14 protein-coding genes are annotated in these 13,747 nt (G+C 57.8%); 8 read left to right on the top strand and 6 right to left on the bottom strand.

The window, feature by feature from the left end; genetic code table 11:
- Nucleotides 1–79 precede the first annotated feature (79 nt).
- On the bottom strand, nt 80–712 hold the full coding sequence (locus QE408_RS17005; protein WP_306933207.1) for a GNAT family N-acetyltransferase: 633 nt from the start codon (nt 710–712) through the stop codon (nt 80–82).
- 157 nt (nt 713–869) lie between these two features.
- Between QE408_RS17005 and QE408_RS17000 the strand changes: the two genes are divergently transcribed.
- Together QE408_RS17000 and QE408_RS16995 are read left to right on the top strand one after the other, a co-directional pair.
- Complete coding sequence (locus QE408_RS17000; RefSeq protein ID WP_306933205.1) at nt 870–1,547, top strand: SDR family oxidoreductase; 678 nt, start codon at nt 870–872, stop codon at nt 1,545–1,547.
- Nucleotides 1,548–1,708: 161 nt separating this feature from the next.
- On the top strand, nt 1,709–2,710 hold the full coding sequence (locus QE408_RS16995) for a serine hydrolase domain-containing protein (RefSeq protein WP_306933203.1): 1,002 nt from the start codon (nt 1,709–1,711) through the stop codon (nt 2,708–2,710).
- Here the strand turns inward: QE408_RS16995 and QE408_RS16990 are convergent.
- Nucleotides 2,707–3,060: a lysozyme inhibitor LprI family protein gene (locus QE408_RS16990; RefSeq protein WP_306934838.1), complete on the bottom strand. Its 354-nt coding sequence runs from the start codon at nt 3,058–3,060 to the stop codon at nt 2,707–2,709. The genes QE408_RS16995 and QE408_RS16990 overlap by 4 nt on opposite strands.
- A 173-nt stretch (nt 3,061–3,233) precedes the next feature.
- On the opposite strand from QE408_RS16990, the gene QE408_RS16985 reads away from it, so the two are divergent.
- Nucleotides 3,234–4,640, top strand: coding sequence for a DegQ family serine endoprotease (locus tag QE408_RS16985; protein ID WP_306933201.1), 1,407 nt, complete (start codon nt 3,234–3,236; stop codon nt 4,638–4,640).
- Nucleotides 4,637–5,953, top strand: coding sequence for a replication-associated recombination protein A (locus QE408_RS16980; RefSeq protein WP_306933199.1), 1,317 nt, complete (start codon nt 4,637–4,639; stop codon nt 5,951–5,953). Before QE408_RS16985 ends, QE408_RS16980 begins: the two co-directional genes overlap by 4 nt.
- Nucleotides 5,954–6,018: 65 nt before the next feature.
- Here the strand turns inward: QE408_RS16980 and QE408_RS16975 are convergent, their stop codons facing one another.
- Complete coding sequence (locus QE408_RS16975) at nt 6,019–6,330, bottom strand: DUF1883 domain-containing protein (RefSeq protein ID WP_306933197.1); 312 nt, start codon at nt 6,328–6,330, stop codon at nt 6,019–6,021.
- A gap of 271 nt (nt 6,331–6,601) precedes the next feature.
- Here QE408_RS16975 and QE408_RS16970 point away from each other — a divergent pair, with 271 nt between their 5' ends.
- From QE408_RS16970 to QE408_RS16955, 4 genes are all read left to right on the top strand, one after another.
- Complete coding sequence (locus QE408_RS16970; RefSeq protein ID WP_306933195.1) at nt 6,602–8,419, top strand: methyl-accepting chemotaxis protein; 1,818 nt, start codon at nt 6,602–6,604, stop codon at nt 8,417–8,419.
- Between the two features lie 229 nt (nt 8,420–8,648).
- Nucleotides 8,649–9,809, top strand: a complete 1,161-nt coding sequence (locus QE408_RS16965) for an extensin-like domain-containing protein (RefSeq protein ID WP_306933194.1) — start codon at nt 8,649–8,651, stop codon at nt 9,807–9,809.
- Nucleotides 9,810–10,199: 390 nt separating this feature from the next.
- The gene (locus QE408_RS16960; RefSeq protein ID WP_306933192.1) at nt 10,200–11,138 is read left to right on the top strand and encodes an ABC transporter ATP-binding protein; all 939 of its coding nucleotides are present in this window, start codon (nt 10,200–10,202) and stop codon (nt 11,136–11,138) included.
- Nucleotides 11,135–11,896, top strand: coding sequence for an ABC transporter permease (locus tag QE408_RS16955; RefSeq protein ID WP_306933190.1), 762 nt, complete (start codon nt 11,135–11,137; stop codon nt 11,894–11,896). The genes QE408_RS16960 and QE408_RS16955 overlap by 4 nt, the downstream gene beginning before the upstream one ends.
- Nucleotides 11,897–11,905: 9 nt before the next feature.
- Here the strand turns inward: QE408_RS16955 and QE408_RS16950 are convergent, their stop codons facing one another.
- Genes QE408_RS16950 through QE408_RS16940 form a run of 3 tightly spaced genes read right to left on the bottom strand, consistent with a single transcriptional unit; the run spans nt 11,906 to nt 13,680 of the window.
- Entirely contained in the window at nt 11,906–12,610 is a 705-nt protein-coding gene (locus QE408_RS16950) for a retropepsin-like aspartic protease family protein (protein WP_306933189.1), read from the bottom strand.
- Entirely contained in the window at nt 12,607–12,801 is a 195-nt protein-coding gene (locus QE408_RS16945) for a DUF1289 domain-containing protein (protein ID WP_306933188.1), read from the bottom strand. Before QE408_RS16945 ends, QE408_RS16950 begins: the two co-directional genes overlap by 4 nt.
- A gap of 9 nt (nt 12,802–12,810) precedes the next feature.
- Nucleotides 12,811–13,680 (bottom strand): adenosylcobinamide-GDP ribazoletransferase, encoded by an 870-nt coding sequence (locus tag QE408_RS16940; RefSeq protein ID WP_373465562.1) that lies wholly within the window; start codon nt 13,678–13,680, stop codon nt 12,811–12,813.
- Nucleotides 13,681–13,747: the final 67 nt, after the last annotated feature.

Below are 13,747 nucleotides of genomic sequence, written 5' to 3'. Positions count from 1 at the left end.
TAAATGGAAAACGCCCTACACGGGCGTTTTTTCTTTCTATCCAATGAATTAGTGGCTCTTGCGACGAGATTGAATCAAGTCACGATCGCCATGCCAGGGCTGGATCAGGGCTGGGACTTTGATCGTCTGCCTTCGCGGGTACCGATGCTTCCTCCCATCTCTGCCGGTCAAGCTTGTAGCGGATAAGGGGCACCATTCTGCTACGCTCGCAGCAATAGGCTCTGGTCGCGCCGTTGATTTCAAACCCGAGTTTCTCCAGCAGATGGCGAGATGCCCTATTGTCTGCGATCGGATTGGCATGAAGCGTGTCTACCTTCAGGCCATGAAACGCATGATCAATCACAAGACGTGCGGCTTCCGAGGCATAACCCGTGCCCCAGCGACTTCGGGCAAGCCAGTAGCCAAACTCGCCAGCGATGCCGATGAGTCCGATAAGCTGCCCGTTATCGATGGCCCACACCGGGCTCTTCTTTGTTCGGACTCGCAAGATCAGTTCTCTTGCATCTGAGGCCGTAAAAGGCGTTGTGGTTTTGAGAAGGTTGCGAGTTACGAGTGGATCGTTGGTGATCCGTGCGAGACTTGCCGCATCGGCGATTTTCAGCGGTCGCAGCGAGAGGCGTCTCGACGTCAGCATGACAGGATGGGTTGCGACCATGTTCATGTACCCCATCATGCGCAAGCCGTTCGTCGATGCAACACTGGTTCTCAGCATCGGAACAACCGGCCAATCGCGAACGTTGCCGCATCACATGCTAAAGCCTGTCGCCATCTTTCAGATTCGCTCTTACGCTTTAGTCCTTTGTTTGATCGCATGTCATTCGCGCAAAACCGCTGCAGCTTTGCCCGGACCATGCTTTAGGGAGAATATCATGAAACGGGCAGTTGTGACCGGCGGCGCGGGCTTGATCGGGACGGGGGTTATCCAAGCTCTGTTGGATGACGGCTGGACCGTTGCGTCCTTCGACATCAAGGAGACAACCACATCGGCGCGCCACATCTTGTGCGATGTGGGCAATGAAACGTCTGTCCTTGCCGCTTTCGACCAGCTTGGTTGGAAGGGGCTGGAACTGCTCGTCAACAATGCCGGTATTGCAAGTCCGGTGACCGGGCCGATTCATGAGGTCTCGCTTGCCGACTGGCGGAAGGTGACCGACAGCCATTTGACGGGAGCCTTCCTGATGACGCGTTCCGCGGTGCCGATGATGGGCGAGGGTGCCAGCATCGTCAACATGGTCTCGACGCGCGCCTTCATGTCTGAGCCGGAGACCGAGGCTTATGCCGCTTCGAAGGGCGGACTTGTCGCTTTCACCCATGCGCTGGCTGTCAGTCTCGGGCCGAAGATCCGCGTGAATGCGATTGCGCCGGGGTGGGTTACGGATGAAACGGATCTCCGGAAGAAGGACAATGCGCAGCATCCGGTAGGCCGCGTCGGCAGGCCGAAGGATATCGCCGACGGAGTGCTCTATCTAGCCAGCGCCGGCTTTATGACCGGCCAGGTGCTGGTGTTGGACGGCGGCATGACGCGGAAGATGATCTACGAGGAATAGACCCGGTGTTTCTTGAGAAAATGAATCAAGTCGCTGATATTTTGATTCAGGACAGCACTGAAACGCATTGTTTCGAGAGTCCTTTTTGCGAGCCAAGTGTTGCGAGTCACAAGGTGGTGATGCTGCTTCCTTTGACCGCGGCAGCGCTTATTTAGATAGACATGAAACGTCGCACAGCACTCGCTCTCTTTGCCTCCCTCCCTTTTGCCACAGCGGTTCGCGCGCAATCTTCAGGCGCGACCGCCAAATTCGATCCCATTCTAGAAGGGGCGCGTTCTCTCCAGACGCTGAAGGCGGTGATCGTTAACGTCGATGGCGAGGAGGTTGCCTCACGCGCCTATAATGATTCGTCGCTGAATGGATCGACCAATATCAAGTCGGCCTCCAAGTCGATCGTTTCTGCCCTCGTCGGCATGGCGATCGATCGCAAGATTTTGGAGAGTGCTGATCAGCCGATCGCGTCGGTGCTCAGAGCCGACTTCCCGGCGAGCCCCGATCCGCGGTTGGAGCGCGTCACGATTGGCAATCTGCTGTCGATGCAGTCAGGTCTTGCGCGCATGTCGGGCCCGAATTACGGGCGCTGGGTCGCGAGCCGCAACTGGGTCCGCTCTGCGCTTGGTTCGGGTTTTGATGGTGAGCCGGGCGGTGGGATGCTCTATTCGACTGCGTCGACACATCTTCTCTCGGCGATCCTGACGAAGGCCTCCGGCCGCTCGACGCTGGCGCTGGCGCGCGACTGGTTCAAGCCGCTCGACGGTTTTGCGATTGGAAGCTGGGAGCGCGATCCGCAGGGAATCTATCTCGGCGGAAACCAGATGGCGATGACGGCGCGTTCGCTGCTGGCGTTTGGAGAATTATACCGTCGCGGTGGCGTTACCGCCGATGGCGAGCGCATCCTCTCGCAGTCATGGATAGAACAATCCTGGACGCAACGAACGAACTCCGTCTTCAATGGCGACGGCTATGGCTATTGCTGGTTCATCAAGGAGATGGCGGACGAGAAAGTCTTTTACGCCTGGGGCTATGGCGGCCAGATGCTGTACATCGTGCCGTCGAAGAAACTGTCGGTGGTTATGACATCCCGAGAAGATGCACCATCAGCGCGCACAGGTTATCGGGATGCTTTGCATGGTTTGATGACGGACATCATCGCGGCGAGTTAAAGCGGGCGGTTGATGCTCTGGAATGCTTCACCCAGCTTGACCATGCGCTCGTCATAGGCCTTTGTCAGGCAGGCGACGTCCGCTTCACAGCTCTGGCGGTGCTTCAACCATTCGGCCTGTTCGGTTTTGAGCGTATCGCGTGCGCCCATGGCCATGAGTTGTGTGAGGATGTCGAAGGTTGTCGCCATTTTTACGTCCTGATCATTCAGGGCGCGGTTCTCGCAGATCGTCTTTTCATCTGCCGCGAGATCGGTCTTGGAGCAATCGAAGCTCGCAGCGCCGACGGGGGATCCATGCGAATAGGAAGCGCAAACAATAAACAGGGCCAGGGCATGTTTTCGAAACTGCATTTTTCTGTCTCGTCTTTCATTAAATCTTGGCGGTTCAATTCTCAGACCTCGAAACCAGTTCCAAAGAAAGTAAAGTGCTTTGCGCGTGAAGCGGTGCGCCATGATATTGCCGCCCTTTGATTTATAGGCTGTGACGCTATAACTGCATCCTATTGATGAAGATGAGGAATCACATGCAGCGCGTGTTGAAATTCATGGCCAACGGCTTTCTGGCGGCGTTGCTTCTCGCGCCTTTGGGCGCACAGGCGCAGGACGCCAAGGCGGTGCCGGCCAGCCGGACGGAAATGCAACTGTCATTCGCCCCCCTGGTCAAGCGCACCTCCGGTGCCGTGGTGAACGTTTATGCTGAGCGCATCGTCCAGCGCCGCGCCTCGCCCTTTGCAGGCGATCCCTTTTTCGAGCAGTTCTTTGGCCAGCAGCTGCCGAACCGCACGGAGAAGCAGTCTTCGCTCGGCTCCGGCGTCATCGTTTCGGCAAGTGGTCTGGTGGTGACCAACAATCACGTCATCGAAGGTGCCGACGATATAAAGGTGGCGCTCGCCGATGGTCGCGAGTTCTCTTCCAAGGTTTTGTTGAAGGATGACCGTGTCGATCTTGCGGTGTTGAAGATCGATGCCAAGGAACAGTTCCCCGTGCTGCCGCTCGGCAATTCGGATGCGACGGAAGTCGGCGATCTGGTGCTCGCCATCGGCAACCCCTTCGGTGTCGGTCAGACCGTCACGAGCGGTATCGTTTCTGCCTTGGCGCGCAATCAGGTGACGCAGGGTGATTTTGGGTTCTTCATTCAGACGGATGCCTCGATCAACCCCGGCAACTCCGGTGGTGCGCTGATGAATATGAACGGCGAGCTGATCGGCATCAATACGGCGATCTTCTCGCGCGGCGGTGGCTCGAACGGGATCGGCTTTGCCATCCCTGCGAACCTGGTCAAGGTCTTCCTGGCTGCGGCTGAGAAGGGCGATAAGAGCTTCCAGCGTCCCTATGTTGGCGCAACATTCGATCCTGTCACCTCTGAAGTCGCGGAAGCGCTTGGGTTGAAGCGTGCTCGTGGCGCACTCGTCGTCAGCGTTGTAAAAGGTGGCCCTGCGGAGAAAGCCGGCATCGAGCCTGGCCAGGTGGTCACTGCGGTGAACGGCATCGAGGTGGAGCATCCGGATGCGCTGGGTTATCGCCTGACGACGGCAGGTATCGGCAAATCCGCCAAGATCGCGCTGATCGACAAGGGTAAGGAAAAAACCGTCACTATCGCATTGGATACCGCGCCTGAAACCGCACCGCGTGACGAGCGACTGTTGGAGGGCCGCAATCCTTTTGCTGGCGCCACGGTTGCCAATCTTTCGCCCAAGCTCGCCGATGAACTGCGTATGGTCGGAACACCCTCCGGTGTCGTGATCGTCGATGTCGCTCGCGGTTCGCCCGCTTCGCGTGTCGGCTTCCAGCCGAAGGATATCATCGTCTCGTTGAACGGCGCTGATATTACCTCCAGCGCCCAGATGCAGGAAGCGCTGCATGACGATCCGGGCTTCTGGCGTCTGGAAATCATTCGCGATGGTCAGCGCCTGCGGCAGTTCCTGCGATGAGTGGAGACCTCTTCGCACCTCAGATTCCAGCAGAGGTTGCCAACCGGCGACCTTTGGCGGACAGGCTGCGTCCGACGACGATCGCCCAGGTGACAGGCCAGCCGCATCTGACGGGCGAAGAGGGCGTATTGCGCCGCATGATCGAGAGCGGTTCGCTTGGCTCGATGATCTTCTGGGGACCGCCCGGCACCGGCAAGACGACGGTTGCTCGGCTGCTCTCAGGGGAGGCCGGTCTGGCCTTCGAGCAGATTTCCGCAATTTTCTCCGGCGTGGCCGACCTGAAAAAGGTCTTCGAAGCTGCGCGCACACGGCGGATGAACGGACGGCAAACGCTGCTCTTCGTCGACGAAATCCATCGCTTCAACCGGGCTCAACAGGACAGTTTCCTACCGGTGATGGAAGATGGAACCATCATTCTGGTAGGCGCGACCACGGAGAATCCGTCCTTTGAACTGAATGCAGCTTTGCTGTCTCGCGCCCGTGTTCTGACCTTCAAGCCGCATGACGAAGGGAGCCTGCTGGAACTTCTGAAGCGCGCCGAGGAGGCGGAAGCCAAGCCGCTGCCGCTCGATGAGGACGCGCGGCTCGCACTCCTGCGGATGGCGGATGGTGACGGTCGCGCCGTTCTGACGCTTGCCGAGGAAGTCTGGCGTGCTGCGCGCGAAGGCGAGGTGTTCGATACCGAAGGGCTGACCCGTATCGTGCAGCGTCGGGCTCCGGTCTATGACAAGAGCCAGGACGGCCATTACAATCTGATCTCGGCGCTGCATAAGTCGGTACGTGGCTCCGATCCTGATGCGGCACTTTATTATCTAGCGCGGATGCTCGATGCCGGTGAAGATCCGCTTTATCTCGGCAGGCGTCTCGTGCGCATGGCAGTTGAGGATATTGGGCTTGCCGACCCGCAGGCGCTGGTTATCTGCAATGCGGCGAAAGATGCCTATGATTATCTCGGCTCACCCGAAGGCGAACTGGCGCTAGCGCAGGCCTGCGTCTATCTGGCGACGGCACCCAAATCCAACGCGGTCTACACGGCCTACAAGAGCGCGATGCGGGCGGCCAAGGAGAACGGCTCGCTCCTGCCACCCAAGCATATTCTCAATGCGCCGACCAAGCTGATGAAGGGCGAGGGTTATGGCGATGGCTATCGCTATGACCATGACGAGCCCGATGCCTTCTCAGGCCAGGATTACTTTCCCGAAAAGATGGGGCGCACCACCTTCTACGATCCGCCCGACCGGGGTTTCGAGCGCGACATTCGAAAGCGCCTGGATTGGTGGTCGAAGCTGAGACGGGAACGCAACCCTCGCTGAAGCGCAAGACAAGCCTTCGGACCGCGGCTGTCTGCGCTTCGCTTCTGGATTTTGCTGAGGGTTGATCAGGCGCTCTTGCGCTGGGCGGGTGCTGGATTTGCCGGCAGCAACTTCACAGACGACTCCGCCAAGCCATTGTGGCCTTCAGCATCGACAATGACATGCCAATGTCCTGACTCCGGAATTGCCATACGCACCGGTGACTTGCGTGCAACGCCGCCGACATATTTGAAATCCAAGAGTTCTGTGAATCTTTGAAAATTCCCTGCCGTCATCAGTCGTACATTTGCGACCGCGTTCAGAGATACCTCAATAATCGTACCTGAGCGAATCTCCTTGAGATCGTAATGGGTGTAGCGGAAATTTGGCTTGGGCATATCGATCTCGTGATTTTATTCTGCGCAAAGATCATGATTTCGATTTATTAATTCGCGATTACTCGATGCGTTTTGTATCTGAAAATTTTTACTGCAAAACATGACAATCTAACATCGCTGCTTAAAGATCATCTCATTGCGCTGTTGTTTCTAGCACCTTCTCTGAGTGATTACCTCCAAAATCGCAGTTACGCCTACCGTCGCGTGCAATTTATAGTTTTTCAATTTTTAAATATTACAATAACGGATCATAATCCGGGGGAGTTTACATATGAAACATCTAACCACGTCCGCGAGGCTTTATGCGCTCGTCGCCTTGTTTCTGGGGATACTGACTGCCGCTCTGACATCAAGTCTCTTCGGTGGTTATGACGGGATGGAGCGTGAGCGGAAGGCTGGGCTGGAAGCGCTGACACATTCTGCCGTGGGCATTCTAGACCAATATTACCGCCTGGAGCAGAGCGGGACGCTGACCCGCGAGGTCGCCCAGCAACAGGCGAAAGCTTCTCTCGCCGCCATGCGTTACGACAATGGCAATGGCTACTTCTGGATCAATGACATGGGTCCGAAAATGGTTATGCACCCGGTCAAGCCGGAGTTGAACGGTGCCGATTTGACGAACAACAAGGACCCGAACGGCAAGTTCCTCTTTGTCGAGTTCGTGAATACCGTGAAGGCGAGAGGAAAGGGCTTTGTCGATTATCAATGGCCGAAGCCCGGCGCGCCCGATCCTGTGGGCAAATTCTCTTATGTCGAAGGTTTCGCGCCCTGGGGTTGGATTGTCGGCACGGGCGTCTATGTTGATGATCTGAACGCCATGTTCTGGCGCGAGGCAACACTCTATCTCGGCATCTGTCTGATCAGCGCTCTCGTCGTTTTGGGAGTCGCTACGGCTGTGGTGCGCAGTGTTACAGGTCCTATAGGCCGGCTGAAGACGAGTATGTCCCATATTGCGGACGGAAATGCCGAGGCGGAGGTGCCGTTTGTCGAGCGTCGCAACGAGATCGGCGCCATGGCCAAGACGCTGCTTGTTCTTCGTAACTCCGTGAATGAGCGCAGCCAGTTGCAGCGCCGTGAAGCCGAGCAGCAGCGAACGCTCGAAAACACCCGTCGTGAAAGCGAGGATGTGCTTCGCTCTGCCTCCGAGCGTCAGGCGCATGCCATAGCCTCCCTGGGGCATGCCATGGAAAATCTCGCGCGGGGCGATCTCACCGTTCAAGTGGGGCAGGTGGGCGCGGAATACGACAAGCTGCGCGCCGACTTCAACAGCGCCGTCGGCGCCCTTCGGGACGTGATAGCCACGATCTCGCGTAGCAGCGATGTGGTCAATGCCAGCGCCTCCGATATCAGCGAGGCGACGGGTAATCTTTCCCGCCGTACCGAACAGCAGGCAGCGGCGCTGGAAGAGACCGCAGCCGCGCTCGATGAGATTACGGCAACCGTTCGCACGGCCTCTGAGCGCGCAAACGAGGCGCGGCAGATGGTGACGGAGACGAAGCAAAGTGCAGGTCGCTCGGGCGATATCGTCCGCAACGCGGTGGAGGCCATGAACCGGATCGAGGAGTCGTCGCGCAAGATCGGTCAGATCATCGTCGTTATCGATGAGATTGCTTTCCAGACCAACCTGCTCGCCTTGAATGCAGGTGTGGAAGCCGCGCGTGCGGGCGAGGCGGGTCGCGGCTTTGCAGTCGTGGCGCAGGAGGTTCGCGAACTCGCGCAGCGCTCTGCCAATGCTGCAAAGGAAATCAAGACGCTGATCAACAGTTCGGCAGAGCAGGTGAGTGGCGGTGTGACGCTGGTTCGGTCCACCGGAGAGGCGCTGGAGGAGATCGTGGCGCTGGTCAATCGGGTCGATGGTCACGTGAACTCGATTGCTACGGCTGCGCGCGAGCAGGCGACGGGGTTGCAGGAGATCAACACCTCCGTCAACCACATGGACCAGATGACGCAGCAGAATGCTGCAATGGTGGAAGAAACCACAGCCGCGAGCGAAACGCTTGCAGATGAGAGCCGCAAGCTTCATTCGCTCCTGGCGCGGTTTCAGCTTGGAAGTTTTTCTGCTGGAGGCTCCATGTCGCGGGCGGCCTGAGTCTTCTAATCCGATAAAGGGGCGTCGCTTGCGGCGCCCTTTCTTGCTTCTCCAAGGGTACGATAGCTCTGACCGTTCGAACAGCCGCAAGGACAATGTCTCATTTCTGAGCATGCAAGCCTTTGCCGGTCACTTTCTTTGCCTCGGTAAAAAGGGTTCGTTTACCAGATTTCTTTAGAATTTGGCTTGATCGCCGCGTGTCGCGGTCGCTGAAGGTACAGGTTCTAGTATGGCGTATGTTTCCCTTCCGCGTCGTCTTGCGACGTTGATGACAATGTCGGCGGTGATCGTATCGTGCTCAGCGGAGGGGCTCGTGCCCCCCGCTGACGTCGATGGCGCAACACGGGTCAGCTCCATTCGCTCCTCCAGCCGGCAGAATTACAGCGCGCCGCCTGCGCCCGTCAGCCAGAATGCACCCTTCAACGACTATTCGCAGCCAATGCCGGAGGCGCAGGCCTCACGGGATCCGCTGCTGAACTCTGGAGGCCAGGGCTACTCGACGCTTGATGCGCAGGCGAGCCGCCTTGCGCCTGTTCAGCCGCAGCCAACCCACGTGCCGTCACAAATGGCCGAGGGTGAGCAGGGCGTGAATATGGACGCTGGGCTTGGTGTCGCGCCGGGGCGTAGCCTTGCCGAAGAGGAGGATATGCAAGTGTCCACTCCCGACAGCGCCGCCTATCCGCGGCAACGGGCGCCGCATGAGCTTGCCAACCAGTCCCGCCTCATTCCGCCGCCATCCGCTGGTCAAAGGCAGGCACCTCGCGTCGAAGAGGTCGCGATGCTGATGCCGGACAATCCGGCGCAGGAGCGCCGTATGTCACAACTACCCGGCATGATGCCGCCTTCTGAAGTGGCCTGCCGCACCGAGCTTCGCAGGCTGGGTGTCGCCTTCCGCGATGTGGCGCGCATTGCCGATGGTCCGACATGCGGTATCGATTACCCGATCGAGCTCAGCGGTCTCGATAGCGGTGTTGCGATCCGCCCGGCGGTGAAGCTCAATTGCCAGGTGACGCTCGCCTTTGCCAAATGGGTCAAGTTCGAGCTCGTACCGTCGTCTCGCTTCCGTTATTTCTCCGGCGTTGGCCGCATCACGCCGATGGGTGGCTACTCCTGTCGCAAGATGAATTCCAGGGCGAGCAACCCCTGGTCTGAGCATGCTCGTGGCAATGCCATCGACATTGGAACGATTACCTTGAAGAACGGTAAGGAAATCGACGTTCGCACAAAGAGCTTCTTTGCATTTCGTGAGAAAGGGCTGCTGAAGGCAGTGCGCTCGGACAGCTGCAAATATTTCTCCACCGTGCTCGGACCGGGTAGCGACCCCAACCACTGGAACCATTTCCACTTCGATCTGCGCACGCGCAAGTCCGGCTATCGCCACTGCGATTGACGGGAGTTGCTCTCCCGAGTAGCCGCCGTAACCGGCGAGTCCCTACAAAAAAACAGGGCAGAGTGCGGGGGTAGCCTCTGCCCAAAATAATGCTTTTCAGTATGACTGCCGTATGTCGCAAAATGTCGATCGGTGCTGAAAACCGGGCGGGCGTATTGTGGTGACTACAACGACGCGCCGTGGCCATGGTTACGACATGAGCATCACAACTTCATGACACAGACGACAAGAGACGCAGTTGATGAGTTCTACGGAACTGCAACAGGGGATCGTCTCTTCGCTTTCACGAACCGATTTTTTGTTCTGACGCATTTTCGGACACAAAACGGAGAACACTTTTCCTCGAAATGCTTTATATGAGCAGTTCAAGATCGTGCCGAAAGTTCATTCATGACGCCCTCCCGCAAACCTATCGTTTCCATCCGCAATTTGACGAAATCCTACGCCAACGGCTTTCAAGCTCTGAAAGGTGTTACGCTCGACATCTACGAGGGTGAGATTCTCGCGCTTCTGGGGCCAAACGGTGCTGGCAAGACCACGCTGATTTCGATCATATGTGGCCTCGTCAACCCGGGAGAGGGCAGTGTGCTGGTCGGCGGCAGTGATGTCGTCAAGGATTTTCGCAAGACACGCGCGCTGATCGGGCTCGTGCCGCAGGAGCTGACGACCGACCAGTTCGAGACGGTGTGGAACACGGTCTCGTTTTCCCGCGGATTGCATGGTTATCGAAAAGATCCGCAGGTCATCGAACGCGTTTTGAAATCTCTGTCCCTCTGGAACAAGAAGGACAACATGCTGCGCGAGCTCTCCGGCGGCATGAAGCGGCGCGTGCTGATCGCCAAGGCGCTGGCGCATGAGCCGAAGGTGCTATTCCTCGACGAGCCGACGGCTGGCGTCGACGTGGCGCTTCGGCGCGACATGTGGAAAGTGGTGGAAGAGCTTAGAGCGGCTGGCGTGACCATCATTCTGACGACCCACTATATCGAGGAAGCAGAGGAAATCGCCGATCGTGTTGGGGTGATCAATGGCGGCGAACTCCTGTTGGTCGAAGAGAAGACCGCGCTGATGCGCAAGCTCGGGCGCAAGCAGCTTTCGTTGGAATTGACGACGCCGGTCAGCACGCTACCGGACAGCCTGTCGCCCTTCCGTCTGCAACTTTCGGAAGACGGCACCTGCCTGACCTATGAGTATGACGGCAATGGCGAACAGGGGCGGATCGCAGAGCTCCTCTCGGCACTTGGCGAGCAGGGCATTCATTTCAAAGATATTTCGACGCGGCAAAGCTCGCTCGAGGATATTTTCGTCGCATTGGTGGGAGGACAAAAATGAATTTCGAAGCCATCAAGTCCATCTACCTGTTCGAAATGGCGCGCACGCGTCGTACGCTTTTACAAAGCGTGATTTCACCGGTCATCTCGACGTCGCTCTACTTCATCGTCTTCGGCACCGCGATCGGCTCGCGCATCCAAGAGGTCGAGGGCGTTTCCTACGGCGCTTTCATTACGCCGGGCCTCATCATGTTGACCCTGCTGACGCAGTGCGTCAGCAACGGCTCCTTCGGCATCTATTTTCCGAAGTTCACCGGCACCGTCTATGAAATTCTCTCAGCACCGATCTCGATGACGGAGATATTGGCAGGCTATGTCGGGGCTGCGGCGACCAAAGGTCTGATGATCGGTACGATCATCCTGATCACTGCGTCTTTCTTCGTCGATATCTCGATTGCCCATCCCTTCATGATGGTGCTGTTCTTCGTGCTGACGGCGGTCAGTTTCAGCCTGTTCGGTTTCATCATCGGCATGTGGGCGTCGAATTTCGAGCAGCTCAACCTCATTCCGATGCTGGTCGTTCCGCCTCTCACCTTTCTTGGTGGCAGCTTCTATTCGATCAACATGCTGCCGCCCTTCTGGCAGACGGTTAGCCACTTCAACCCGGTGCTCTATCTGATCAGCGGTTTCCGCTGGAGCTTCTACGAGATCGCCGATGTAAACCCGCTGATCAGCATCGTCATGATCACGGGGTTCCTCGCTGTGTGCCTTGCGGTGATCAGCTGGATGTTCAAGACGGGTTACAAGCTTCGTAACTGACCGGTCTTATCAATCTCTGAGGGTCAGCTGGTCTGTCTGCATTTGCAGCGATCCAAGCGTCGAGAGGAAGGTCATGCCAAGCAGGCTTTGATCCAGTTGACCCTTCTGCGCGACGAGGGCAGGGATGTTGCGCCGAACAATCGGACCTACAGCGATCTCCGATAGATTAACGGGGGCTGCCGATGTCCGTCCATTGGCGGTCATCACCGAGACGGTGTAGTTCAGGTTGTCCGGATTGATGCCGATTGCCTCGGCATCGGCATTGGAGAGGACGACGGAGCTTGCGCCGGTATCGACAAGCATATGGACAGAAACGCCGTTGATCGTGGCATCGGCCTCGAAATGACCGCCCATGGATTTGCTGAGGATGACTTCCTGAACACCATCGGACGTGGTCGTTACCACGGCGCGACCGGGAATGAGGCCTGCCAGCAGCCGATCACCGAACCGCTGCAGGTCTGCCCGGTAAAGATAGCCGGCGGCAAGCCCTAGGACGATGACAAGCCAGATTGCCAGTTGCCGCAGGACCGTCGGCAGGTTGCCGCGACTGCCTGCCAGAATGCCCGCCGATAGAAGGACCCCAATCGGCATCAGATAGAGCGCGCTGGCGAAGCGATCATTGTCGATGCCGAAAGTGTGTCCGCTGCTGTTGTTGATGAGAAGAAGTGCCAGGCCGATGCCGAGGATGAGAAGAACCAGAGTCAGCCTGTTCATGCGCGTGCGCTCTCCATTCCTGTCGCCATTGCCGTCTTGCGTCTGGGCAGCTCACCCATGATCCTGTGCCTTTCGGCGGCCGTAAAGCCGCTCCAGCCGGTGATTTCAGCGATTGTCCGGTAGCATCCGGTGCAAAGACCTTCCGGATTGAGTTGGCAGACCTGAATGCAAGGTGTTTCCATCGTCTTCATATCTGTTCTTCAGACGAGGAGAGCAAGAGCGACAAGCATCACGATCTCGGTGATTTGCTGTGTCGCGCCAATCGTGTCGCCCGTATGCCCCTCGATCTTGCGGAGGCACAGGTGTTTGAAGAGATAGGCGGCTGCGAAGGAAGCGGCGATGACGATTGTTGCTGCGATGATTGTGTAGGATGACCACAGCATCAGGCCGGAAATGCCGATACCGTAGGCGAGCGCGTGGTTTCGATCGGTTGATCCCGGCTGGCCAATGGATGCGGCGACACCGGCTTGCCGGGCAGGGGGAAGGCCATGCCAGTGCCAGACCATCATGGCGCGGCTGAAGCTTGCAACAGCGATCAAAGAGGCAGCAATGGCCGGCCCTTGCGCGTCACGGATCAGGGCGGCAATGGCTGCAACTCTTATCATAAAGGAGAGGATCAGCGCGATGGCGCCGTAACTGCCAATGCGGCTGTCCTTCATGATGGTGAGGGAGCGCTCCTTGTCCGCGCCGCCACCGAAACCATCTGCGGTATCCGCCAGCCCATCCTCATGCAAGACGCCGGTGATGGCGGTGGCAAGCGCTAAAGTCAGTGCTGCCGTCAGCAGCGGATCGGCCTGCGCATGGTGGAGGATGGCGACGAGGATGGCGGATGGCAGGGCGATCAGTAGCCCTGCGACCGGGAAGACACGGGTCGCAGCCAGCATGTCCACCTGGCGACCTCGGAAGAAGGTGTCATGCACGGGTATGCGGCTCAGAAAGCTCAGTGCGTGCATCACCCGCGTCAGAAAACCATTCAGGACCAATCCGCTCTCCGCCATTCGAACGACTGATGTCGCGCCTTTGACGAGCATCCTGGCACCGCAAAACCGCTGCGTTGGTTTGCGCCACATGCTTTAGAGGTTGTCCCTCTGCCCGTCCCCGATTATGAGAGGCGCAACAAAGACCGATTTGCCGGAA

The sequence above is a fragment of the Agrobacterium larrymoorei genome (assembly GCF_030819275.1).
Classification (GTDB): domain Bacteria; phylum Pseudomonadota; class Alphaproteobacteria; order Rhizobiales; family Rhizobiaceae; genus Agrobacterium; species Agrobacterium larrymoorei_B.
The sequence above is the reverse complement of the archived record's forward strand: the minus strand, read 5'-3'. Positions and strand labels throughout refer to the sequence as shown.

Bases quoted from the DNA above. Each gene is read 5' to 3' on its own strand.
- QE408_RS16990 (WP_306934838.1), bottom strand. From the start codon at position 3,060: ATGCAGTTTCGAAAACATGCCCTGGCCCTGTTTATTGTTTGCGCTTCC.
- QE408_RS16940 (WP_373465562.1), bottom strand. From the start codon at position 13,680: ATGTGGCGCAAACCAACGCAGCGGTTTTGCGGTGCCAGGATGCTCGTC.
- QE408_RS16955 (WP_306933190.1), top strand. From the start codon at position 11,135: ATGAATTTCGAAGCCATCAAGTCCATCTACCTGTTCGAAATGGCGCGC.
- QE408_RS16965 (WP_306933194.1), top strand. From the start codon at position 8,649: ATGGCGTATGTTTCCCTTCCGCGTCGTCTTGCGACGTTGATGACAATG.
- QE408_RS16970 (WP_306933195.1), top strand. From the start codon at position 6,602: ATGAAACATCTAACCACGTCCGCGAGGCTTTATGCGCTCGTCGCCTTG.
- QE408_RS16985 (WP_306933201.1), top strand. From the start codon at position 3,234: ATGCAGCGCGTGTTGAAATTCATGGCCAACGGCTTTCTGGCGGCGTTG.
- QE408_RS17000 (WP_306933205.1), top strand. From the start codon at position 870: ATGAAACGGGCAGTTGTGACCGGCGGCGCGGGCTTGATCGGGACGGGG.
- QE408_RS16960 (WP_306933192.1), top strand. From the start codon at position 10,200: ATGACGCCCTCCCGCAAACCTATCGTTTCCATCCGCAATTTGACGAAA.
- QE408_RS16980 (WP_306933199.1), top strand. From the start codon at position 4,637: ATGAGTGGAGACCTCTTCGCACCTCAGATTCCAGCAGAGGTTGCCAAC.
- QE408_RS16945 (WP_306933188.1), bottom strand. From the start codon at position 12,801: ATGAAGACGATGGAAACACCTTGCATTCAGGTCTGCCAACTCAATCCG.
- QE408_RS16950 (WP_306933189.1), bottom strand. From the start codon at position 12,610: ATGAACAGGCTGACTCTGGTTCTTCTCATCCTCGGCATCGGCCTGGCA.
- QE408_RS16975 (WP_306933197.1), bottom strand. From the start codon at position 6,330: ATGCCCAAGCCAAATTTCCGCTACACCCATTACGATCTCAAGGAGATT.
- QE408_RS16995 (WP_306933203.1), top strand. From the start codon at position 1,709: ATGAAACGTCGCACAGCACTCGCTCTCTTTGCCTCCCTCCCTTTTGCC.
- QE408_RS17005 (WP_306933207.1), bottom strand. From the start codon at position 712: ATGCTGAGAACCAGTGTTGCATCGACGAACGGCTTGCGCATGATGGGG.